The organism is Cryptosporangium aurantiacum, from assembly GCF_900143005.1.
GTDB lineage: Bacteria > Actinomycetota > Actinomycetes > Mycobacteriales > Cryptosporangiaceae > Cryptosporangium > Cryptosporangium aurantiacum.
In genome coordinates this window covers 61244-78273 of sequence record NZ_FRCS01000015.1, presented here as the reverse complement: position 1 = coordinate 78273, position 17030 = coordinate 61244, and the positions used below count along the sequence as shown (strand labels likewise).

14 protein-coding genes and 1 tRNA gene are annotated in these 17030 nt (G+C 72.4%); 9 read left to right on the top strand and 6 right to left on the bottom strand.

Annotated elements, in window-relative coordinates; all coding sequences use genetic code 11:
- Nucleotides 1-218 precede the first annotated feature (218 nt).
- Nucleotides 219-1226: an acyl-CoA desaturase gene (locus tag BUB75_RS34660; RefSeq protein WP_218617954.1), complete on the bottom strand. Its 1008-nt coding sequence runs from the start codon at nucleotides 1224-1226 to the stop codon at nucleotides 219-221.
- A 226-nt stretch (nucleotides 1227-1452) separates the two neighbouring features.
- On the opposite strand from BUB75_RS34660, the gene BUB75_RS34655 reads away from it, so the two are divergent.
- The 9 genes from BUB75_RS34655 (at nucleotide 1453) to BUB75_RS34615 (ending at nucleotide 8596) form a co-directional block, all read left to right on the top strand.
- Nucleotides 1453-1524: transfer RNA gene (locus BUB75_RS34655), tRNA-Gln, on the top strand.
- A gap of 140 nt (nucleotides 1525-1664) precedes the next feature.
- Nucleotides 1665-3164 (top strand): bifunctional UDP-N-acetylglucosamine diphosphorylase/glucosamine-1-phosphate N-acetyltransferase GlmU, encoded by a 1500-nt coding sequence (gene glmU, locus BUB75_RS34650; protein WP_073263312.1) that lies wholly within the window; start codon nucleotides 1665-1667, stop codon nucleotides 3162-3164.
- A 72-nt stretch (nucleotides 3165-3236) separates the two neighbouring features.
- Nucleotides 3237-4214: a ribose-phosphate diphosphokinase gene (locus tag BUB75_RS34645; protein WP_073263310.1), complete on the top strand. Its 978-nt coding sequence runs from the start codon at nucleotides 3237-3239 to the stop codon at nucleotides 4212-4214.
- Between the two features lie 433 nt (nucleotides 4215-4647).
- Nucleotides 4648-5271, top strand: coding sequence for a 50S ribosomal protein L25/general stress protein Ctc (locus tag BUB75_RS34640; RefSeq protein ID WP_073263308.1), 624 nt, complete (start codon nucleotides 4648-4650; stop codon nucleotides 5269-5271).
- A 66-nt stretch (nucleotides 5272-5337) separates the two neighbouring features.
- A complete protein-coding gene (pth, locus tag BUB75_RS34635; RefSeq protein WP_073263307.1) occupies nucleotides 5338-5931 on the top strand; it encodes an aminoacyl-tRNA hydrolase in 594 nt (197 codons plus the stop codon).
- A 40-nt stretch (nucleotides 5932-5971) separates the two neighbouring features.
- Nucleotides 5972-6352: a hypothetical protein gene (locus tag BUB75_RS34630; protein ID WP_073263305.1), complete on the top strand. Its 381-nt coding sequence runs from the start codon at nucleotides 5972-5974 to the stop codon at nucleotides 6350-6352.
- A 173-nt stretch (nucleotides 6353-6525) separates the two neighbouring features.
- On the top strand, nucleotides 6526-7110 hold the full coding sequence (locus tag BUB75_RS34625) for an RNA polymerase sigma factor (RefSeq protein ID WP_073263466.1): 585 nt from the start codon (nucleotides 6526-6528) through the stop codon (nucleotides 7108-7110).
- Between the two features lie 93 nt (nucleotides 7111-7203).
- Complete coding sequence (locus BUB75_RS34620; protein ID WP_073263303.1) at nucleotides 7204-7605, top strand: hypothetical protein; 402 nt, start codon at nucleotides 7204-7206, stop codon at nucleotides 7603-7605.
- Between the two features lie 247 nt (nucleotides 7606-7852).
- Nucleotides 7853-8596 (top strand): inositol monophosphatase family protein, encoded by a 744-nt coding sequence (locus BUB75_RS34615; RefSeq protein ID WP_073263464.1) that lies wholly within the window; start codon nucleotides 7853-7855, stop codon nucleotides 8594-8596.
- A 46-nt stretch (nucleotides 8597-8642) separates the two neighbouring features.
- Here BUB75_RS34615 and BUB75_RS34610 read toward each other — a convergent pair whose 3' ends face one another.
- Genes BUB75_RS34610 through BUB75_RS34590 form a run of 5 tightly spaced genes read right to left on the bottom strand, consistent with a single transcriptional unit; the run spans nucleotide 8643 to nucleotide 16992 of the window.
- A complete protein-coding gene (locus tag BUB75_RS34610; RefSeq protein WP_073263301.1) occupies nucleotides 8643-10430 on the bottom strand; it encodes an NHL repeat-containing protein in 1788 nt (595 codons plus the stop codon).
- 49 nt (nucleotides 10431-10479) lie between these two features.
- Entirely contained in the window at nucleotides 10480-11466 is a 987-nt protein-coding gene (locus tag BUB75_RS34605; protein WP_218617952.1) for a sulfotransferase domain-containing protein, read from the bottom strand.
- Nucleotides 11463-13229 (bottom strand): oligosaccharide flippase family protein, encoded by a 1767-nt coding sequence (locus tag BUB75_RS34600; RefSeq protein WP_143175607.1) that lies wholly within the window; start codon nucleotides 13227-13229, stop codon nucleotides 11463-11465. Before BUB75_RS34600 ends, BUB75_RS34605 begins: the two co-directional genes overlap by 4 nt.
- Entirely contained in the window at nucleotides 13226-14572 is a 1347-nt protein-coding gene (locus BUB75_RS34595; protein WP_073263295.1) for an O-antigen ligase family protein, read from the bottom strand. The genes BUB75_RS34600 and BUB75_RS34595 overlap by 4 nt, the downstream gene beginning before the upstream one ends.
- Entirely contained in the window at nucleotides 14569-16992 is a 2424-nt protein-coding gene (locus BUB75_RS34590) for a glycosyltransferase (RefSeq protein WP_073263293.1), read from the bottom strand. Before BUB75_RS34590 ends, BUB75_RS34595 begins: the two co-directional genes overlap by 4 nt.
- Nucleotides 16993-17030: the final 38 nt, after the last annotated feature.

Genomic DNA, 17030 nt, shown 5'->3' with positions numbered 1-17030 from the left:
TGGTCGTCCGTCACGATTCCATCCTGTCAGCCGCGCGAAGCGAGTTGCGCGGCGTGCCGGACCTGCGTGCTGCGCGCCACGTCCGTGGTTACCGGGTGACCGTGACGTCCTATGGACGTTACGCCGCGCGCCGCAGCGTCCATATGCCGCACAGACGTGGGGGAAGCACACGACGGCCGCCACGAGGACCTCGCGGCGGCCGTCGGGGAGTGCGGTGGTTACGCGGCGACCTTCTCGACGCGCCGTGCTTCGAAGCGCTCGCGCTTCGGCCAGCGGACGTCCCAGGCCCAGCCGAACTTCTCGAACACCCAGATCAGGCGGGCCGACAAGTCGATCTGGCCCCGGTCGACGCCGTGCCGCGCGCAGGTCGGGTCGGCGTGGTGGGAGTTGTGCCACGACTCGCCGAAGCTCAGGATCGCCAGCGGCCAGTAGTTGTGAGCCTTGTCGTTGGAGCGGTACGGCTGCTCACCGACCACGTGGCAGACCGAGTTCACGGCCCAGGTGACGTGGTGCACCAGCGCGATCCGCACCAGCGACGCCCAGAAGTACGCGGTGACCGCGCCCCACCAGGACCAGGTCACCAGACCACCGATGACGGCCGGGCCGAACAGCGAGAACAGCATGATCGGCACGAAGTTCTTCTGGATCCGCTTGATGTCCGGGTCGCGGATCAGGTCCGGCGCGAACCGGCGAGCGTTGGAGTTGTCCCGCTCGAACAGCCACCCGACGTGCGCCCAGACCAGGCCCTTGACCAGGCCCTTGGTCGACTCGCCGAAACGCCACGGCGAGTGCGGGTCACCCTCCATGTCGCTGTACTGGTGGTGCCGACGGTGGTCGGCGACCCAGCGGATCGGCGCGCCCTCGATCGACATCGTGCCGGCGATGGTCAGCGCGATCCGCAGCCAGCGCTTGGCCTTGAACGCGCCGTGCGTGAGGTAGCGGTGGAAACCGACCGTCACGCCGAACCCGGTAGTGATGTAGAAGACCGCGAAGATGGCGACGTCGGTCCAGGTGAGGCCCCAGCCCCAGGCCCACGGCACGGCCGCGAGGAGCGCCACGAAGGGCGCCACGACGAAGAACCACAGGAACGCGATCTCGATGTTGCCCTTACGCCCGAAAATGAGCGGACGCTGACCGGAACGCTTGGTTTCGGTTGCGGCGGCCTCGGTCCCCTCCGGAGCCGGAGTGGCGGTCGCCTCTGCGGCCGCTGCGGTCGTCGGAGTCAATGGCCTTCCCTTCAGCATCAGACGATAGTGCGGACGCCGTTGCTCGGCTTCGAGCAACCGACGCTTACGGAAGCGTAACCTACGGAGCCGTAAGTTTGGCAAGGGGCGAGTCGAATTTGCGCGCTGCGCACGAACGGTTGGTACCGATGCCCAAACGGACGCATCGGATCGGTGCGGGGGATTACGCCAGCCGTTCGCGGCGGCCTGTGGAAGAATCGAGATGCCTTCGGCCGTGGTGTAATAGGCAGCACAGCGTCTTTTGGTGTCGCTTGTCCGGGTTCGAATCCTGGCGGCCGAGCCCCTTCTTCCCGATTCGTGCCCTCTTTGAGGTCCGCACGGAGGCGGGCCGTCGGTCATTCGGGTACCGCGCCCGCTGGTTAGCATGCGGCTGAGTCAGCAGCATCACACCCACAGCCGCCTAGTTCTCAGGAGACCGTTGTGACGAGCCCGGCCCGCCCGGCTGCCGTCGTGGTCCTCGCCGCCGGCGAAGGAACCCGGATGAAGTCCGACACCCCCAAGGTCCTCCACGAGCTGTGCGGTCGCAGCCTGGTGGGGCACGTGCTCGCGGCCGCAGGCCGGCTCGAGCCCGCACACCTGGCGGTCGTCGTCGGCTTCCAGCGTGAACGTGTCACCGCGCACGTGACCGGCCTCGACGGCCGGGTCGTGACCGCGGTGCAGGACCAGCAGCTCGGCACCGGCCACGCGGTCCGCTGCGCGCTGGCCGAGCTGCCCGACCTGGACGGTCCGATCGTCGTGCTCAACGGCGACACCCCGCTGCTCACCGCCGAGACCCTGCAGGCGCTGGTCAACGGCCACGTGGAGGCGGGCAACGCCGCCACCGTGCTCACCGCGTCAGTGCCCGACCCCACCGGCCTCGGCCGGATCGTGCGGGACGCCGAGGGCCGGGTACGGCGGATCGTCGAGCACCGCGACGCCACCGCCGAGGAGCGGACGATCGCCGAGATCAACTCCGGCATGTTCGCGTTCGACGCTAAGCACCTGCGGGCCATGCTCGACCGGCTCACCACCGACAACGACCAGGGCCAGGAGTACCTGACCGACGTGCTGGGCCTGCTCGTCGAGGACGGGCACCCGGTCGCCGCGATGGTCGCGCCCGACTACCGCGAGACGCTCGGCTGCAACGACCGGGTCGAGTTCGCCGGCCTGCGCGCGCTGCTGCGCGACCGGCTGGTCACCGCCGCGATGCGGGCGGGCGCCACCGTCATCGACCCGGCCAGCGTCTGGTTCGACGTGGACGTCGTCGTCGGGCGGGACGTCACGATCCACCCGAACGTCCAGCTCCGGGGCGCGACCGTGATCGAGGACCGCGCCGAGATCGGACCGGACACGACGCTGATCGACACCACGGTCGGGGCCGGTGCCACGGTCGTCCGGGCCCACGCCACCCAGGCCGAGATCGGCCCGGAGGCCTCCGTCGGCCCGTACGCCTACCTGCGGCCGGGGTCGGTGCTGGCTCGCAAGGCCAAGGTGGGGACGTACGTCGAGACGAAGAACGCGCGGATCGGCGAGGGCTCGAAGGTGCCTCATCTCACGTATGTGGGCGATGCCACGATCGGTGAGCACTCGAACATCGGCGCGGCGAGCGTGTTCGTCAACTACGACGGTGTGAAGAAACACCACACTACGATCGGTGATCACTGCCGTACCGGTAGCGACAACATGTTCGTCGCTCCGGTATCGGTCGGTGACGGCGCGTACACGGCGGCCGGTTCGGTCATCACCGAGGACGTTCCGCCGGGCGCGATGGCGGTCGCGAGGGCGCGTCAGCGCAACGTCGAGGGGTGGGTCGAACGGCGCCGACCAGGCACAGCGGCGGCCGACGCGGCGGCGGCTGCTCGGCGCGTCGCTTCCGGGGAGGGTACCGTCGAGGGGTCGATTCCTCCTGCCACAACCGACATCCCCGGCTCTGGGCAGTGAACACTGAGTTCCCCTCACGCCGAACCGGTCGGATCTCCGCCGCCCGGCTGCACTGAAAGCGACGCAGAACCGATGGCACTTCACGCCAAGAGCCGCAAGAGCTTGGTGCTCCTGTCCGGTCGGGCCGCGCCTGAGCTCGCCGCGGAGATCGCTGTCGATCTCGAGACCGGGGTGACTCCCACCCGGGCCCTCGAGTTCGCCTCCGGAGAGCTGTTCGTGCGGTTCGAGGAGTCCGTGCGCGGGTCGGACGCCTTCATCATCCAGAGCATGTGCGCGCCGGTGAACCAGCACCTGATGGAGGTGCTGCTCATGCTGGACGCCGCCAAGCGCGGCTCGGCGAAGCGGGTCACCGTCGTGCTGCCGTTCTATCCGTACGCGCGGCAGGACAAGAAGCACCAGGGGCGCGAGCCGATCTCCGCGCGCCTGGTCGCCGACCTGCTCCGTACCGCCGGCGCCGACCGGATCCTGACGGTCGACCTGCACACGGCCCAGATCCAGGGCTTCTTCGACGGGCCGGTCGACCACCTGTTCGCGCTGTCGCTGCTGGCGGAGTACGTCAAGGAGCGGTACGCGGGCCGGGACCTGACCGTGGTGGCCCCGGACTCCGGGCGGGTGCGGGTCGCGGAGCGGTGGACGGACGTCCTCGGCGGTACGCCGCTGGCGTTCATCCACAAGACGCGGGACCCGCTGGTGCCGAACCAGGTCGTCATGAACCGGGTCGTCGGTGAGGTGAAGGGGCGCACCTGCATCCTCGTCGACGACATGATCGACACCGGCGGCACGATCGCGAAGGCCGCCGACGCGCTGAAGCAGGAGGGGGCCGCGGACGTCGTCGTCGCGGCCACCCACGGGGTGCTGTCCGACCCGGCCACCGAGCGGCTGAAGAACGGCCCGATCAGTGAGGTGATCCTCACGAACACGCTGCCGATCCCGCCGGAGAAGGAACTCGACAAGCTGACCGTGCTGTCGATCGCTCCGCTGATCGCCCGCGCGATCCGCGAGGTCTTCGACGACGGCTCCGTCACCTCCCTCTTCGGCGGCGCCTCTTAGTGGGCTGCCCGCCCAGAACGACGCTGACAGCCGCGACTAATACGAGGCGGCCTCGCGCGCGGATGTCAGCGCCGCCCTGGGCGGGCTCCACGTTCACGCAAGAGCGGCGCTTGAATGCGCTTTTGTGTCTAATTGTGGACGCTGGGGTTGAGACGCCGGGGGCCGGTTAACACCGGTGGTGCACATGAGATGTGTTCGATAACCCTATGTGTCCGGGTATGCGGGAGTCTGTGCAGCTTGTAGGCTTCCAGGGGACCGGTTCGTGTTGGACCGGCCGGGCAAGATAGGATGGCGAGGTTGCCCGGCGAGGGGGCTGTGTCGCAGGCTCCGTGATCGACGCGCTGATTCTTTCTCGCGTCGTCTGCGGTGCCCACGACACGGCCCCTCGCCCAACGTCAATCGATGATCACGCTTGCGTTCGAGGAGTTACGTCGTGTCCGAGGTCCGAATCGCCGCCGAGCCGCGCACTGAGTTCGGCAAGGGCGGCGCACGCCGCACGCGCCGGGCCGGAAAGATCCCCGCCGTGCTGTACGGGCACGGTCAGGCGCCTCGTCACATCGCCCTGCCGGCCCGCGAATTCGCCGCCGCGATCAAGCACGGTGCCAACACCCTGCTGACGATAGAGATCGACGGTGGCAAGGAGCTGGCGCTGCCCAAGGCCGTCCAGCGCGACCCGATCAAGGCCACCATTGACCACGTCGACCTGCTGCTCGTCCGCAAGGGCGAGAAGGTCACGGTCGAGCTGGCGCTCGTCCTCACCGGCCAGGTGCAGCGGGGTGGCCTGGTCAACCAGGACCTCACCACGCTCACGGTCGAGGCCGAGGCCACCAACATCCCGGACGGTGTCGAGGTCAACATCGACGGTCTGGAGATCGGTAAGCACCTGCTGGCCAAGGACATCGAGCTGCCCAAGGGCGTCACGCTGGTGACCGACCCCGAGGCCGGGGTCGTCGGTGTCGTCGCCCAGCAGAGCGCCGCGCAGGCCGAGGCCGAGATGGAGGCCGCTGAGGCAGAGGCGGGCATCGAGCGGGACGAGAAGCAGACCGCCGACGCCTGATCCACATACCGACCGGCCGGGGCCCCGATTGCGGGGTTCCGGCCGGACTCGTCCCAGGAGGATTTTGTGGCGGCCACTGAGGCAGGCGCCGACGGCCCCTGGCTCGTCATCGGGCTGGGCAACCCCGGCCCGCGCTACGCCGGCAACCGGCACAACGTCGGCCAGATGGTCGTCGACCTGCTCGCCGAACGGGTCGGTGGCCGGTTCACCAAGCACAAGTCCCGTGCCGACGTGGTCGAGGGCAGGCTCGGTGGGCACCGGGTGGTGCTGGCGAAGCCGCTCTCGTACATGAACGAGTCCGGCGGTCCGGTCGCCGGGCTGCGGAGCTACTACCGCGTCTTGCCGGAGCGGACGATCGTCGTCCACGACGAGCTCGACATCCCGTTCGACACCGTCCGGCTCAAGCGCGGCGGTGGTGACAACGGCCACAACGGGCTGCGCTCGATCTCGACGTCGCTGGGCACCAAGGACTACCTCCGCGTCCGGGTAGGGATCGGCCGGCCGCCCGGCAGGCAGGACCCGGCCGACTTCGTGCTGCGGGACTTCAGCGGGACCGAGCGCAAAGACCTGCCGTTCCTCGTCGACACGGCGGCCGACGCCGTCGAGGCGCTGTTCGGCGCCGACCTCGCGACCGTGCAGAACACGTTCCACGCGAAGTAGCGCCCCCGATCAGCGCGGTTTGCCGCGTATATTGTCCGGTATGTCGGGGGACGCGCACGGGGTGGACCAGTTGTGGGACGCGCTGGTCGACCAGCACATGGACACGATCTGGAGCATCGCGACGACGGCCGGCCTGGAGAGCGCCGAGGCCGCCGTCGTCTCGCAGCTGACCTGGCTCCGGATGGCCGAGCGCTGGACCACCGTCCGCGCCCTGTCCGGCGCGAACGACCCGGCACGGCACCCGGTCGAGCAGCCCACCACCCAGGTCGACGAGTGGATCCTGCACACGGCCCGCTCCGAGGTCGACGCCTGGATCCGGGAGGAGCAGCGGCGTCGGCACGAGTCGGTCTTCGCCGGTGGGGGCGTCGTGCGGATGGCGCCGGGCTTCCAGGCGGCAGACGTCGGCGGCCAGAACCGATGACCCCCGATCCGATGGCTCGCACCTCGGTCGCACGGATCGGCCTGGCCGCCGCGCCCGAGGCGTCCGAACCGCCGCAGCTCGAACCCGACGAGGTGGCGGGCCTCACCGACCTGGTGAACGAGCCCGACGAACCGCAGACCGGTCACCAGCCGGTCGGAGGCCGCCGCGCGAACCTGGCGCCGGAGGAAGCGGCGATGCTCGTGGGCGCCGCCGCCAACGGGGACCGGAGCGCCTGGGACGCGCTCGTCGACGCCTACGGCGGCCTGATCTGGACCGTCGCCCGCAATCACCGGCTGAGCCCCGGTGACGCCGGTGACATCAGCCAGACGACCTGGCTGCGGCTGGTGGAGAACATCGACCGGCTGAGCGACCCGAGCCGGGTGGGCGCCTGGCTCGCCACGACCGCGCGCCGGGAATGCCTCCGCCTGCTGGGCCGGGCGAAGCGCACCGTGCTCTCCGGCGAGGAACTCGACCCGGCGACCGACCGGCTCCGCCTGGCGACCCCCGAGGCGGACGCCGCCCTGCTCGCCGCCGAGCAGGAGGCCGAGATGCGTCAGGCCTTCGGACGGCTCACCCCGCGCTGCCGGGAGCTGCTGCAGTTGCTCCTGCTCGACCCGGCGCCCAGCTACGACGAGATCTCGGCGGCGCTGGACATCCCGATCGGCAGCATCGGCCCCACCCGTGGCCGTTGCTTGGAGAAATTGCGGGCAATCGTCGAGGGCACGGGTATCAATCCGGCGACTGCCGGCTCTTCCTAGGAGGTAGCAGTGTCACCGGAACCGTTGCGCAGGGCTCACTCCTCCGAGGAGGACGCCCGGCCGTGGGACGTCCGGGTGGATGAAGGAGGGCCCGTGAACGTCGTACCCGAGTCGGTGCGCGCCGCCGCACGTCGTGCGTTCGACGCTCGCCCGGTCGAGACGCTCGTCGCCGACCTGATGTTCGACTCGGTCCTCGATCACGACCGCCGCGCTGCCGCCGACCCGACCGTCCGGACGATGCGGTTCGGCCACCGCAACGGCGGCGCCGACCTGCGCGTCACCGACCGGAGTGGCGGACGGCGGGTCAGCATGGACGTGTTGCCTGCCCAGCGGGCGTCCGCCGAGGTGCGCTGTGCCGGTGCGACGTTCAGCGTCACCACCGACGACGAGGGACACGCCGAGTTCGACGTCCCGATCGGCTTGTTCAGCGTGGTGCTGCGACCGCTGCGGTCGCCGCAGGCGAAACCGCTGCAGACGTCGTGGGTCCGGCTATGACCGGACCGCGGACCTCATCCGTCCGGGTGACCAGAACCCCGCACGGGTCCCGGTGTTCACTTCCGCGTCGAGCCATTAGCCTCGGGGCTGCCAGCGACCTAGCCTGCAAGGCTTCAGGAGACAGGGTGTCGAGCAAGCGGCACCGGGGTCAGGGGGTAACACAGGTGGTTACGGCAGCCCGGCCGACTGAGTGGAGGGCCTGGTGACACTCTCCGAGCCCGATTTCCCGGATACCGTCGCGGTACGGATGACCTGTGACTCGGACGTCGAGTTAGCACGGCTGCTGGCCACGCACGCCGGGGTGATCCTGCTCCGGTTGCGAACCCGCAAGCCGATGCCCGCGAGCCGGCTGAAGGCCGACGGCGACCGGCGGTCCCACGACTTTCTGACCGCGGCCCTGGCCAAGCTCCGGCCCGCTGACGCGGTGCTCTCCGAGGAGGGCGCCGACGACGCCGCGCGGCTGTCGGCCCGGCGGGTCTGGATCGTCGACCCGCTGGACGGGACCCGCGAGTACTCGGAGCTCGACCGGGACGACTGGGCGATCCACGTCGCGCTCTGGGAGGACGGTGAGCTGGTCGCGGGCGCGGTCGCGCTGCCCGGCCTCGGCCCGACGCTGACCAGCGAACAGCCGCCCCAGTTGCGTCCGGCGGCGGCCAAGCCACGGATCCTGGTGAGCCGCAGCCGTCCGCCCGCCTATGCCGAGGCGGTGGCCGAGAAGCTCGGAGCCGAGCTGCTGCCGATGGGTTCGGCGGGTGCGAAGGCGATGGCGGTCGTCCGCGGGCAGGCCGAGGCGTACCTGCACGACGGCGGGCAGTACGAGTGGGATTCGGCGGCGCCGGTGGTCGTGGCGCGCGGGGCGGGTCTGCACACGTCCCGGGTGGACGGGTCGCCGCTGAGCTACAACAACCCGAACCCGTACCAGCCTGACCTGCTGATCTGCCGGCCCGAACTCGCCACCCCGATCTTGTCGGCGATCGCAGCGTCCAAATAGTGAACGGGGCCCGGCAGATGCCGGGCCCCGCCGCTATCGGGCCTGCCTACCAGCCCCAGTTCCAGTCTGTTTCGGACCAGGGGTCCTGCTGGTTCCAGCCCCCGCTCCACGGGTCGGACCAGTCCTCGGCGGGCTCCACGCTCCGGCCGACGGTCGCGGTGGCCGCCGGGGAGAACGCGCCCGCGGTACCGCGGGCGTCGACCGCGCGGACCGTGTAGCGCACGGTCGTGCCCGCGGTGAGACCGCGGTCGGTGAACGAGTAACTCTTCGACGTCTCCCACGGCTTGGCCGACGCGCGGCCCCGGTAGACCAGCGTCGAGCCGCGGTAGACCTGGTACGTCACGGTCGGGTCGTCCAGGTCTTCGACCCCGCGCCAGGTGACCGTCACCTGGTTCTGCCCGCTGTTCTGGACGGTCGGCGCGGCCGGCGTCGACGGTGCCTTCGACCGCGCGGTGAGCGTGAACCGGGTCAGGCCCTGCTGCGGCACGTTGTTGACGGTCGTGAACTGGCCGCCGACCCAGAGCGACCGGCCGTCGCTGGCCATCGCGCGTGGCCCCAGCTTCGACGGCGACCGGGTCGCCGGGATGTTCGGGTCACCGCCGTTCGTCGACGGGAACCAGTACTGGATCGTCGTGCTGTTCCCACGGGTGGTCTGCGCCAGCAGGCGGTAGTAGCGCGGCTCGGCCTGGTCGGTGGCCTGCTCCGGGAAGCCGCCGTCGGTGTCGTTGCAGTTGTGCGCGTGTGATCCGGTGTAGAGCAGGTCGCCGTGCAGCGCCACCGCCCACGACGCGCCGAGGCAGCTGTCGAACCAGAGAAGCTTGCCGGTCTGCGGGTCGACCGCGGCCCGCCCGTCCCACGTCCCCTCGCCGTTGGCCGTCAGGTAGACAGCGTTGCTGTCCGCGGTCATGTCGGTGATGTACGACGTGCGGGGGACGCCACGCCAGGCCCAGGCCGTGCTCTGGCCGGTGGTGGGGCTGACCGCGCCGAGCGCGTGCTGGGCGACGCCGTTCAGCGTGTTGTAGTTGCCGCCGACGACCAGCCGCGTCTCGTCGGCGGACAGCGAGATCGCGATCACCTCGCCGTCCGCGTTCGCGTTGAACGCGGTCACCCCGCCGGTACGCCGGTCGAACGCGGCGACGCGCTCCCGCGCCTGACCGCCGGCCTGGGTGAAGAGGCCACCGGCGTAGACCGCGCTCGACCCGACCGCGAGGGCGCGGACGCGGGAGTTGACGCCGGTCGGGACGAAGCCGGGATCCAGCGACGGGTTGACCCGGGTCGCGTTCGCGGTGGGGAACGCGGCGATCTTGCTTCGTGCCTGACCGTCCACGGTGGTGAAGTCGCCGGCCACGTAGATCGCCGAACCGTCTGGCGACGCCTTGATCCGGTAGATCGTGTCGCAGGTGTAGGTCTGAGCGTCCCAGTCGACGTCGCAGGACACGTCCGGCTTCGACTCGCCGAACGTGTGCTGCGGCGAGGCGAACCGGTGGGAGAGCGGCAGCAAGTTCCCGGTGCGGGCGTCGAACGCGGCCAGGTTGTCCCTGGCGACCTCCCGGGTGCCGGGTGCCGCGCCGGGCGGGCGGACGGTCGAGAAGCTGCCGCCGATGTAGATCACCCCGGCGACGTGGGTGACCGCCCACACGGTTCCGTTCGTCTGCCAGGTGGGCTGGGCGTCCGCGGTGAAGACGCGGGTGGACGCGGTGCCCGCGGCGCTGACGGTCGCGGGCGCCGGCGCCGCGGGGGACAGTCCGATCGCGGCGCCGAGCAGCGTGAGCGCCGTGGCGGCGCGTCCGAGACGCGGGCGGCGGGATTGAGTCGAATGGGGGTCCTGGCGCACGTTTCTCCTCGGGAGTCCGCCGATCGGGTTCGACCGGCTGCTGACGGGCTCAGCGGTCCCAGTCGAAGGGAGTGCCGAGCAGTTCGGTCAGGCGGGCGTTGAACGGGCGGTAGTACTCGACGAGCCGCTCCCTGGTCGCCGCCGCCATCGGCGGAGCCGGCAGCTTGTTGTGGTGTGGCAGCCGGGGCGGCTCGACGACGGGCAGGCTGAGGAACTCCTGGACGGTCCGGTAGGCCTCGATCGGGTCCTTGCGGAGGTCCTCGAACGGCATGACCAGCAGCTGCGCCCGGCCGAACCGTTCGAGCCACCGGGCCACCTGCTCGACGTACCGGCCGCGGGCCAGGTAGCTGTGCCAGTCGTGGTGGTAGGAGTAGTAGTCCGGGTCGGCGAGGATCCGCTCGGTCTGGCCGCGCAGCCGCTCCTCTTCGGCGTCGATCGCGGCCTCGAACGTGGGCAGGCACTCGGCGTTGGAGCCGCGCCGCTCCCAGTAGTTCGAGTACGCGCGGTCGACCGGATTGCGGAGCAGCGCGACCAGCCGCGCCTTGGGAACGGTGTGCTGCACGCGCTCCGGTGCCAGCGGGTGGAACAGGTAGTACGGGCTGGCCTCGCCGGTCAGCGGCCGGATGCCGCTGCGCTGGGCGGCCCGGTCGAGCGCGGCCCGGCTCGGGAAGTGCGAGCGGTACCAGCGTTCGCCGCGGTGGTAGTGGATGTCGAAGTAGTGCGGGCTCTTGATCTGCTGCAGCGCCGGGAACATCGGCGCGACGTTGGGGTGCCGCACCAGCCAGTTCCAGACCGACGTGGTGCCACCGCGCTTGGTGCCGATGATCAGGAAGTCGGGCAGCGTGCGCTGGTCGGCGGTGTGCTCGCCGTAGCGGCGCACCGCGCGGCGGATCACCCGCTTCACCGGACGGGGCACCCGGCGTTTGGCCGCGCGCAGCGGATCCGGCACCTCGACGTGGCGAAGCATGCTCAACGAACTCTTTTCGACCGGTGACTGCTGGGGTCGCTCGACGTCAGGGATGCTCGGAGGATTCATCGGAACTCCTTGCTCGCAGCGGACGGAGGGGTGTCGGTCCGGCGCGGTGGCGGCTCGACCGGACGTTCCGGCTCAGCCGGGCGGCGTCGTCGGACGCCGGGCAGCCGCAGTCGGTGGGTGGGGAGTGCGGCGGCGAGATCGGCGAGCGCGAACTCGGTCCGCCACCGCCGGAGCAGCACGAGGTAGGCCGCGCTGCCGAGGAGGACGAGGATGATCGCCGCCCGGAAGTCCGGCACCGGGTGTCCGGTCGCGAGGTCGTACGCCAGCGCCGGGAACACGAAGCACGCGACGCCGGCGAACGCGGCACGGAACAGCGGGCGGGAGAGCGTCCGGACGCCGACCGTGCCGCGCACGATCAGCGTGACCGCGAGGTTCTCACCGACCACGGCCGCCGCCTTGGCGAGCGCGGCACCGGTGACGCCGTACTGCGGGATCAGCAGCACGGCGAGTGCGATTCCGCAGGTCAGTGACGTGGCGGTGACGGCGAGCGTGAACGTCGACCGGCCGCTCATCAGCAGCAGCGTGGAGACCGGCCCGGTCGCCAAGTTGACCAGCGTGCCCGCGGCCAGCAGCGCCAGCGCCGGACCGCCCGCCGAGAACCCGGGGCCGAAGAGCCGCAGGACCTCGGTCGGCCAGACCGCGAAGACCAGGTAGAGCGGGAACGAGACGACGGTGATCCAGACCGCGGCGGTGCGGTGCAGGTGTTCGACGCCGGCCAGGTCGCCGACCGTGAGCAGCCGAGCCAGTGTCGGGGCGATCGCCAGCCGGAGCGCCTGCAGGGCCAGCGTCCCGGCTAGCGCGAGCCGGAGCGCGGCGTTGTAGACCCCGGCGTCGGCGACCCCGGCGAGCGCGCTGACCAGGATGAGGCCGGCGTGCATGCCCGCGATCTCGCAGGCGGAGGCGGCGGCGCGCGGCGTGGCGAAACACCACAGCTCCCGCCATGTGGCGGCGGCGCCGCTGGGGCCGCCCGCGGCGTTCGCGGGGTTGTCGGGCGCGTGCGCCGGGCCGTTCGCGCCGTCGGGCGTGGGCAGTTCGGCGCGGACCTCGCGGAGGGCGCGGTGGGCCAGGACCGCCGACCAGACGCCACCGAGCAGCGTCGGGACGGCCCAGGCCACGGTCGTCCACAGCACCGGCCCGGCCGACAGCTGCGCGGCGGGCCACTGCTGGTGCGCGGCCGCCACCGCCACCCCGACGAACACGCAGCGCAGCGCGGGCTTCGTGATGCTCTCGACCAGCGTGAGCGGGACGACGCTGCCCAGTCCGCGGGTGACGGCCAGCGCGACGTACCCGGTCGCGGCCAGCGGCACCGTGGCCACGCCGACCCGGATCAGCCACACCGCCCCGGGTGGGGCCGGCTGTTCGAACACCGCGTGGACCAGCTGCGGAGCCGCCCACCAGGCCGCCACTGCGAGCAGCGTCGTGCCGACGAAGACCGGGGCCAACGCGGCCACCGCGGCGGCGCTGATGTCACGGGTGCGGCCCAGCGCGCGGAACCGGGGCGCCATCCGCACGAGCGCGGTGTCGGTGCCGAACCGGCCGACCACCGCCAGCGTCATCGCGACCGCGACGACCACCGAGAACGCCCCGGCGCCCGCCGCGCCCAGCCCCCGGCTCACCTGAACGACCAGGATGAACCCGAGGAGGGCCGAGGCCGCCGACCCGATCAGGCTGATCGTGCCGGCCCTGGCGATCCCGCGGAGCTCGGCGCTGCGCTGGGCGTCCTCGGTGCCGGTGGACGGCGGCCGGGTGGGGAGCGAGGTCATCGGCGTGCACCGGCGGCCAGCAGCAGGCCGGCCACCGACCACGCGGTGACCATCAGCACCGGGTTACGGATCGGATAGTCGACCATCAGGTGCACCGACAGCGCGACGAGCGCGCCGGTCGCGCCGACGACCAGACCCAACGTCCGGCGTTCCGCGGTGACCGCCGTGCGGCGCAGGCGGCGGGCCGTCACCACGGCCGCGAGACCGCAGCCGGCGGCGAACCCCACCCCGGCGAACAGCCCGACGACGCCGGTCTCCGCGCCGAGGTGCAGCAGCGCGTTGTGCGCGTGCAGCCGCGGCGCGAACTGGATGACCGACGGGGACTCCGCCGCGAGCGTGCTGAACGACCCGGGCCCGTTGCCGAGGACCGGGTGCGTGCTGAACTGGCGCACGGCTTCCCGCCACGTGATCGGCCGGACGTCGTGCGGGTTCGCGGCGCGGTCGTCGATCACCGCGAGCCGGTCCACCACCACCTCGACGACGCCGGCCGCCGGGCCACCGCGCACCTCGGCCGGACCCGTGAACGTGAGCAGCACCCCGGCGGCCACGAGCGTCGCCCCGAGCGCCGCCGCGGTCATCAGCGCCCGCCGCACCGCCGGGTGCAGCACCGCCGCCACCACGAGCCCCGCCGCGGTGCCGAGCCAGGCGCCGCGGCTCAGCGACAGCACCAGCGCGGCCGCCGCCCCCGACCCACCGGCCAGGGCGAGCGCCCGCTCCCAGCGGCTCGGCGCTGCGATGAACCAGCCGACCGCGAGCAGGACGATCAGCGCCGCGTAGCACCCGAACTGGTTGGGGTCGGCGAAGATCGACTGTGCCCGGTTGCGGACCACCGCGCCGCCGTAGACCGGTTTCAAGCGCTCGGCCTGGCTCAGGATCGGGAGCGTGACGGTCAGCGAGCCGACGACCGCGGTGCCGACGAGCGTCCGCAGCCGACCGGGGGACGTCGCGACCAGCAGCACCGCCACCAGCAGCAACCACCCGGCGGCGTAGGTGGCGGTGACCTTCAGCCCGCGGAACTGGTTGACCGCGACGAGCGTGGCGGCGGCGGCCGCGGCGACCAGGCCCAGCCCGAACCAGAGCGGCGGGCGGATCTCGCGTCTGCTCAGCGCGGCCTGGATCGGGAGTCGCCCGGCGAGCGCCCAGAGCGCGGTGACGGCGATCGCGGTCACGCAGACGACGTGGACGACCTGCAGGTCACCGCCGCCACCGGGAACGGGCCGGTCACCGACGGCGGGGCCGGCGAAGACGAGTGCCACCGCGCAGAGCGGCACCAGGTCGCCCCGGGCAACGGTGGCTGCCGGGGCGCCGCGGACGGCTCGGCTCTGCGCCGGCGGTGCGCTCACGTCTCCGCCTCAGCGACCTGCCCGGCCGCCGCAGGCACCCGGCCCTCCGCGACGACCTGCCCTTCGACGACATGCCGGTGGGCGGTGTGTGCGGTGACCAGGTGCTGCGCCGTCGCGCCGGGCCGGGCGTCGGCTCGGTGGCGTGGCCGGTAGCCGGGCGGGGCGGTCTCAGGCGTCGGACGGGGAGGGGCGTCGTGGCGCCCTGGCGTCCACGTGGCGAGGTCGCGGGCGGTGAGAGACGCCAGCAGTGCCTCGGCGGTGCCGACCAGCTTGGCCCCGTCCTTGAGCACCGCAGCCACCGGCACCAGCGGCAGCACCAGCGGCGACTGACCCCGTCGCAGCACCCGCGCGACCGGAAGCGAGAAGTACGCCGCAGCACCCGCGGCCGCCAGCACGCGGCCGGGTGTCCCGCCCCAGACGATCGCCGCCGTCGCGCCCAGGTAACCGCCCAAGCGGATCGCGTCGCGCTGCAGCAGCGCGCCCGACCGGCCGGTGCCACCGCCCCGCCCGTAGCCCCGGAACTGCGCGAACGCGGCCCGGACGCCCACGCGCTGGTACCACGTCACGGCGGCGTCCAGGGTCAGCGCGGTACGGGCGCCGACGGCCCGCACGGCGCGGCCGAACGCCTCGTCCTCGGCCGTCCGCAGGTCCTCCGGGAACCCACCGGCGGCCGCCCAGACATCCCGGGTGAACCCGACCGACCGCCCGTCGACGCGGGACGCGGAGAACGACCGGCCGAACAGCCGCCCGTAGAGCGCGCGCAGCGCGGTCCGCCGCCGCAGTTCCTCCGGGTCCGGCCAGTTCATCGCCGCCATCGCGGGCTCGAACCAGCGCCCGGCGCGCACCGCGGCCGAGTACACGCCGACGTACAACTCGATCGGGAACTCGGCCGGGTTCTCCCCGAGCCGCCGTGCCGCCGCGGTGGTTTCCGCGGCGGCGGCCCGGAACCCGTCCAGCCAGGTCGCCGACGGTGTGCAGCCGGCGTCGGTGCAGGCGATGAACTCGTGCCGTGCCGCCTCCACCCCGCGGTTGCGGCTGAAGCCGATCGTCCCGCCGCCGTGGCGCACCAGCCGGATCCGCCGGTCCTCGGCGTGCCACGCCGCGATGCGCTCCGCGGTGCCGTCCGTCGACCCGCCGTCGACCAGCACGTACTCGTCGTCCGGGCCGAGCTGGGCGGCGAGCGTGCCGATCAGGCCGTCGATCACCGGTGCCTCGTCGAGCACCGGGCTGACCACGCTGATCGCCGGTGCCGAGACTCGGCACAGCCCGGCGCCCGGCCGGCGCGCGACCTCGGCGAGCAGCGCGGCGAACCGGGCGGCCTGGGTCACCGCGTCCGGGTGGTGGGCCGACCGCCGGTGGCCCTCGGCGCCGAGCGCCGCCCGGACCTCGGCGTCGTCCAGCGCGGCCAGCGCACCCGCGACCTCGGCCGGGTCGGCGGGCGGCACCAGGATCCCCGCTGACCGGCTGACCGAGCCCAACGGCTGCGGTCCGATCCGCCGGGCGACCGGCCCGCCGTCGTCGACCGCGATCACCGGGACGCCTGCCAGCTGGGCTTCCAGCGCGGTGAGACCAAAACCCTCGCGGCCGGGCGTGCGCGGACCGTCCGGGCGGGTGAGCACCGCCACGGCGTCCGCACCGGCGAGCAACCGGCCGACCGACGGGACGCTCTGCCGGAGATGGACCCGGTCGGCCACACCCCAGTCGGCAGCCAGCGAGGCCAGCCGGTCCCGCTCGCCGGGGCGGCTCGGGTCGTCGGGGCCGATCGCGAGCAGGTCCCAGCCGGCGGCGTACGGCTCGGCGAGCGCCCGGATCGCGGTGTCGATGCCCTTGTACGGCACGAACCGCACCGGCATCGCCAGGATCAGCCGCTCGTCGGCGGGCACGTTCAGCGCGCGGAGGACCTGCACGGCCTCGTCCCGCGAGTGCGGTGGCCGGGGGCGGGGCGGGGTGATCGTCAGCGTGTCCGCGCGGCGGGCGGCGAGCGCCACGTCGTCGGCGGTCGCGACGACCCGGCCGGATGCCGCGGCGAGCCCGCGCGCCAGTCGTCGGTCGTAGCTGTAGTCGTGCTTGACCCACACCGACGGGACACCGACCGCGAGCGCCGCAGGCGCCACCACGCACTGGGCCTTCACGCCGTTGCCGATGACGACGTCCGGGTCGACCGCGCGCAGCGCCCGCGCGAGCCAGGCCGTGGCGGCGGCGATCGCGGCGCCGGTGCGTCCCACCGGCCGCACGGTCACCGGGATGCCCCGCCGGATCAGCTCGGCCCGCAGCGGGCCGTCCTCCAGCATCACCACCCGCGGTTGCAGGCGATCGGTGTGGTCGAGCATCGAGAGCAGCCAGGACTCCGCACCCCCGAGAACCCCGCTGGGCGTGACGACCAGCGCTTCGAGCGGTCGGGTGATCGCGGAATGAGCCATCGGTGCTTGTCCTCCCGGTAGGCCGGTCGCGGTGGGGG

Coding starts and splice junctions, on each gene's coding strand:
- BUB75_RS34645 (WP_073263310.1), top strand. CDS start 3,237: ATGGCACTTCACGCCAAGAGCCGCAAGAGCTTGGTGCTCCTGTCCGGT.
- BUB75_RS34630 (WP_073263305.1), top strand. CDS start 5,972: ATGTCGGGGGACGCGCACGGGGTGGACCAGTTGTGGGACGCGCTGGTC.
- BUB75_RS34615 (WP_073263464.1), top strand. CDS start 7,853: ATGACCTGTGACTCGGACGTCGAGTTAGCACGGCTGCTGGCCACGCAC.
- BUB75_RS34605 (WP_218617952.1), bottom strand. CDS start 11,466: ATGAATCCTCCGAGCATCCCTGACGTCGAGCGACCCCAGCAGTCACCG.
- BUB75_RS34600 (WP_143175607.1), bottom strand. CDS start 13,229: ATGACCTCGCTCCCCACCCGGCCGCCGTCCACCGGCACCGAGGACGCC.
- BUB75_RS34590 (WP_073263293.1), bottom strand. CDS start 16,992: ATGGCTCATTCCGCGATCACCCGACCGCTCGAAGCGCTGGTCGTCACG.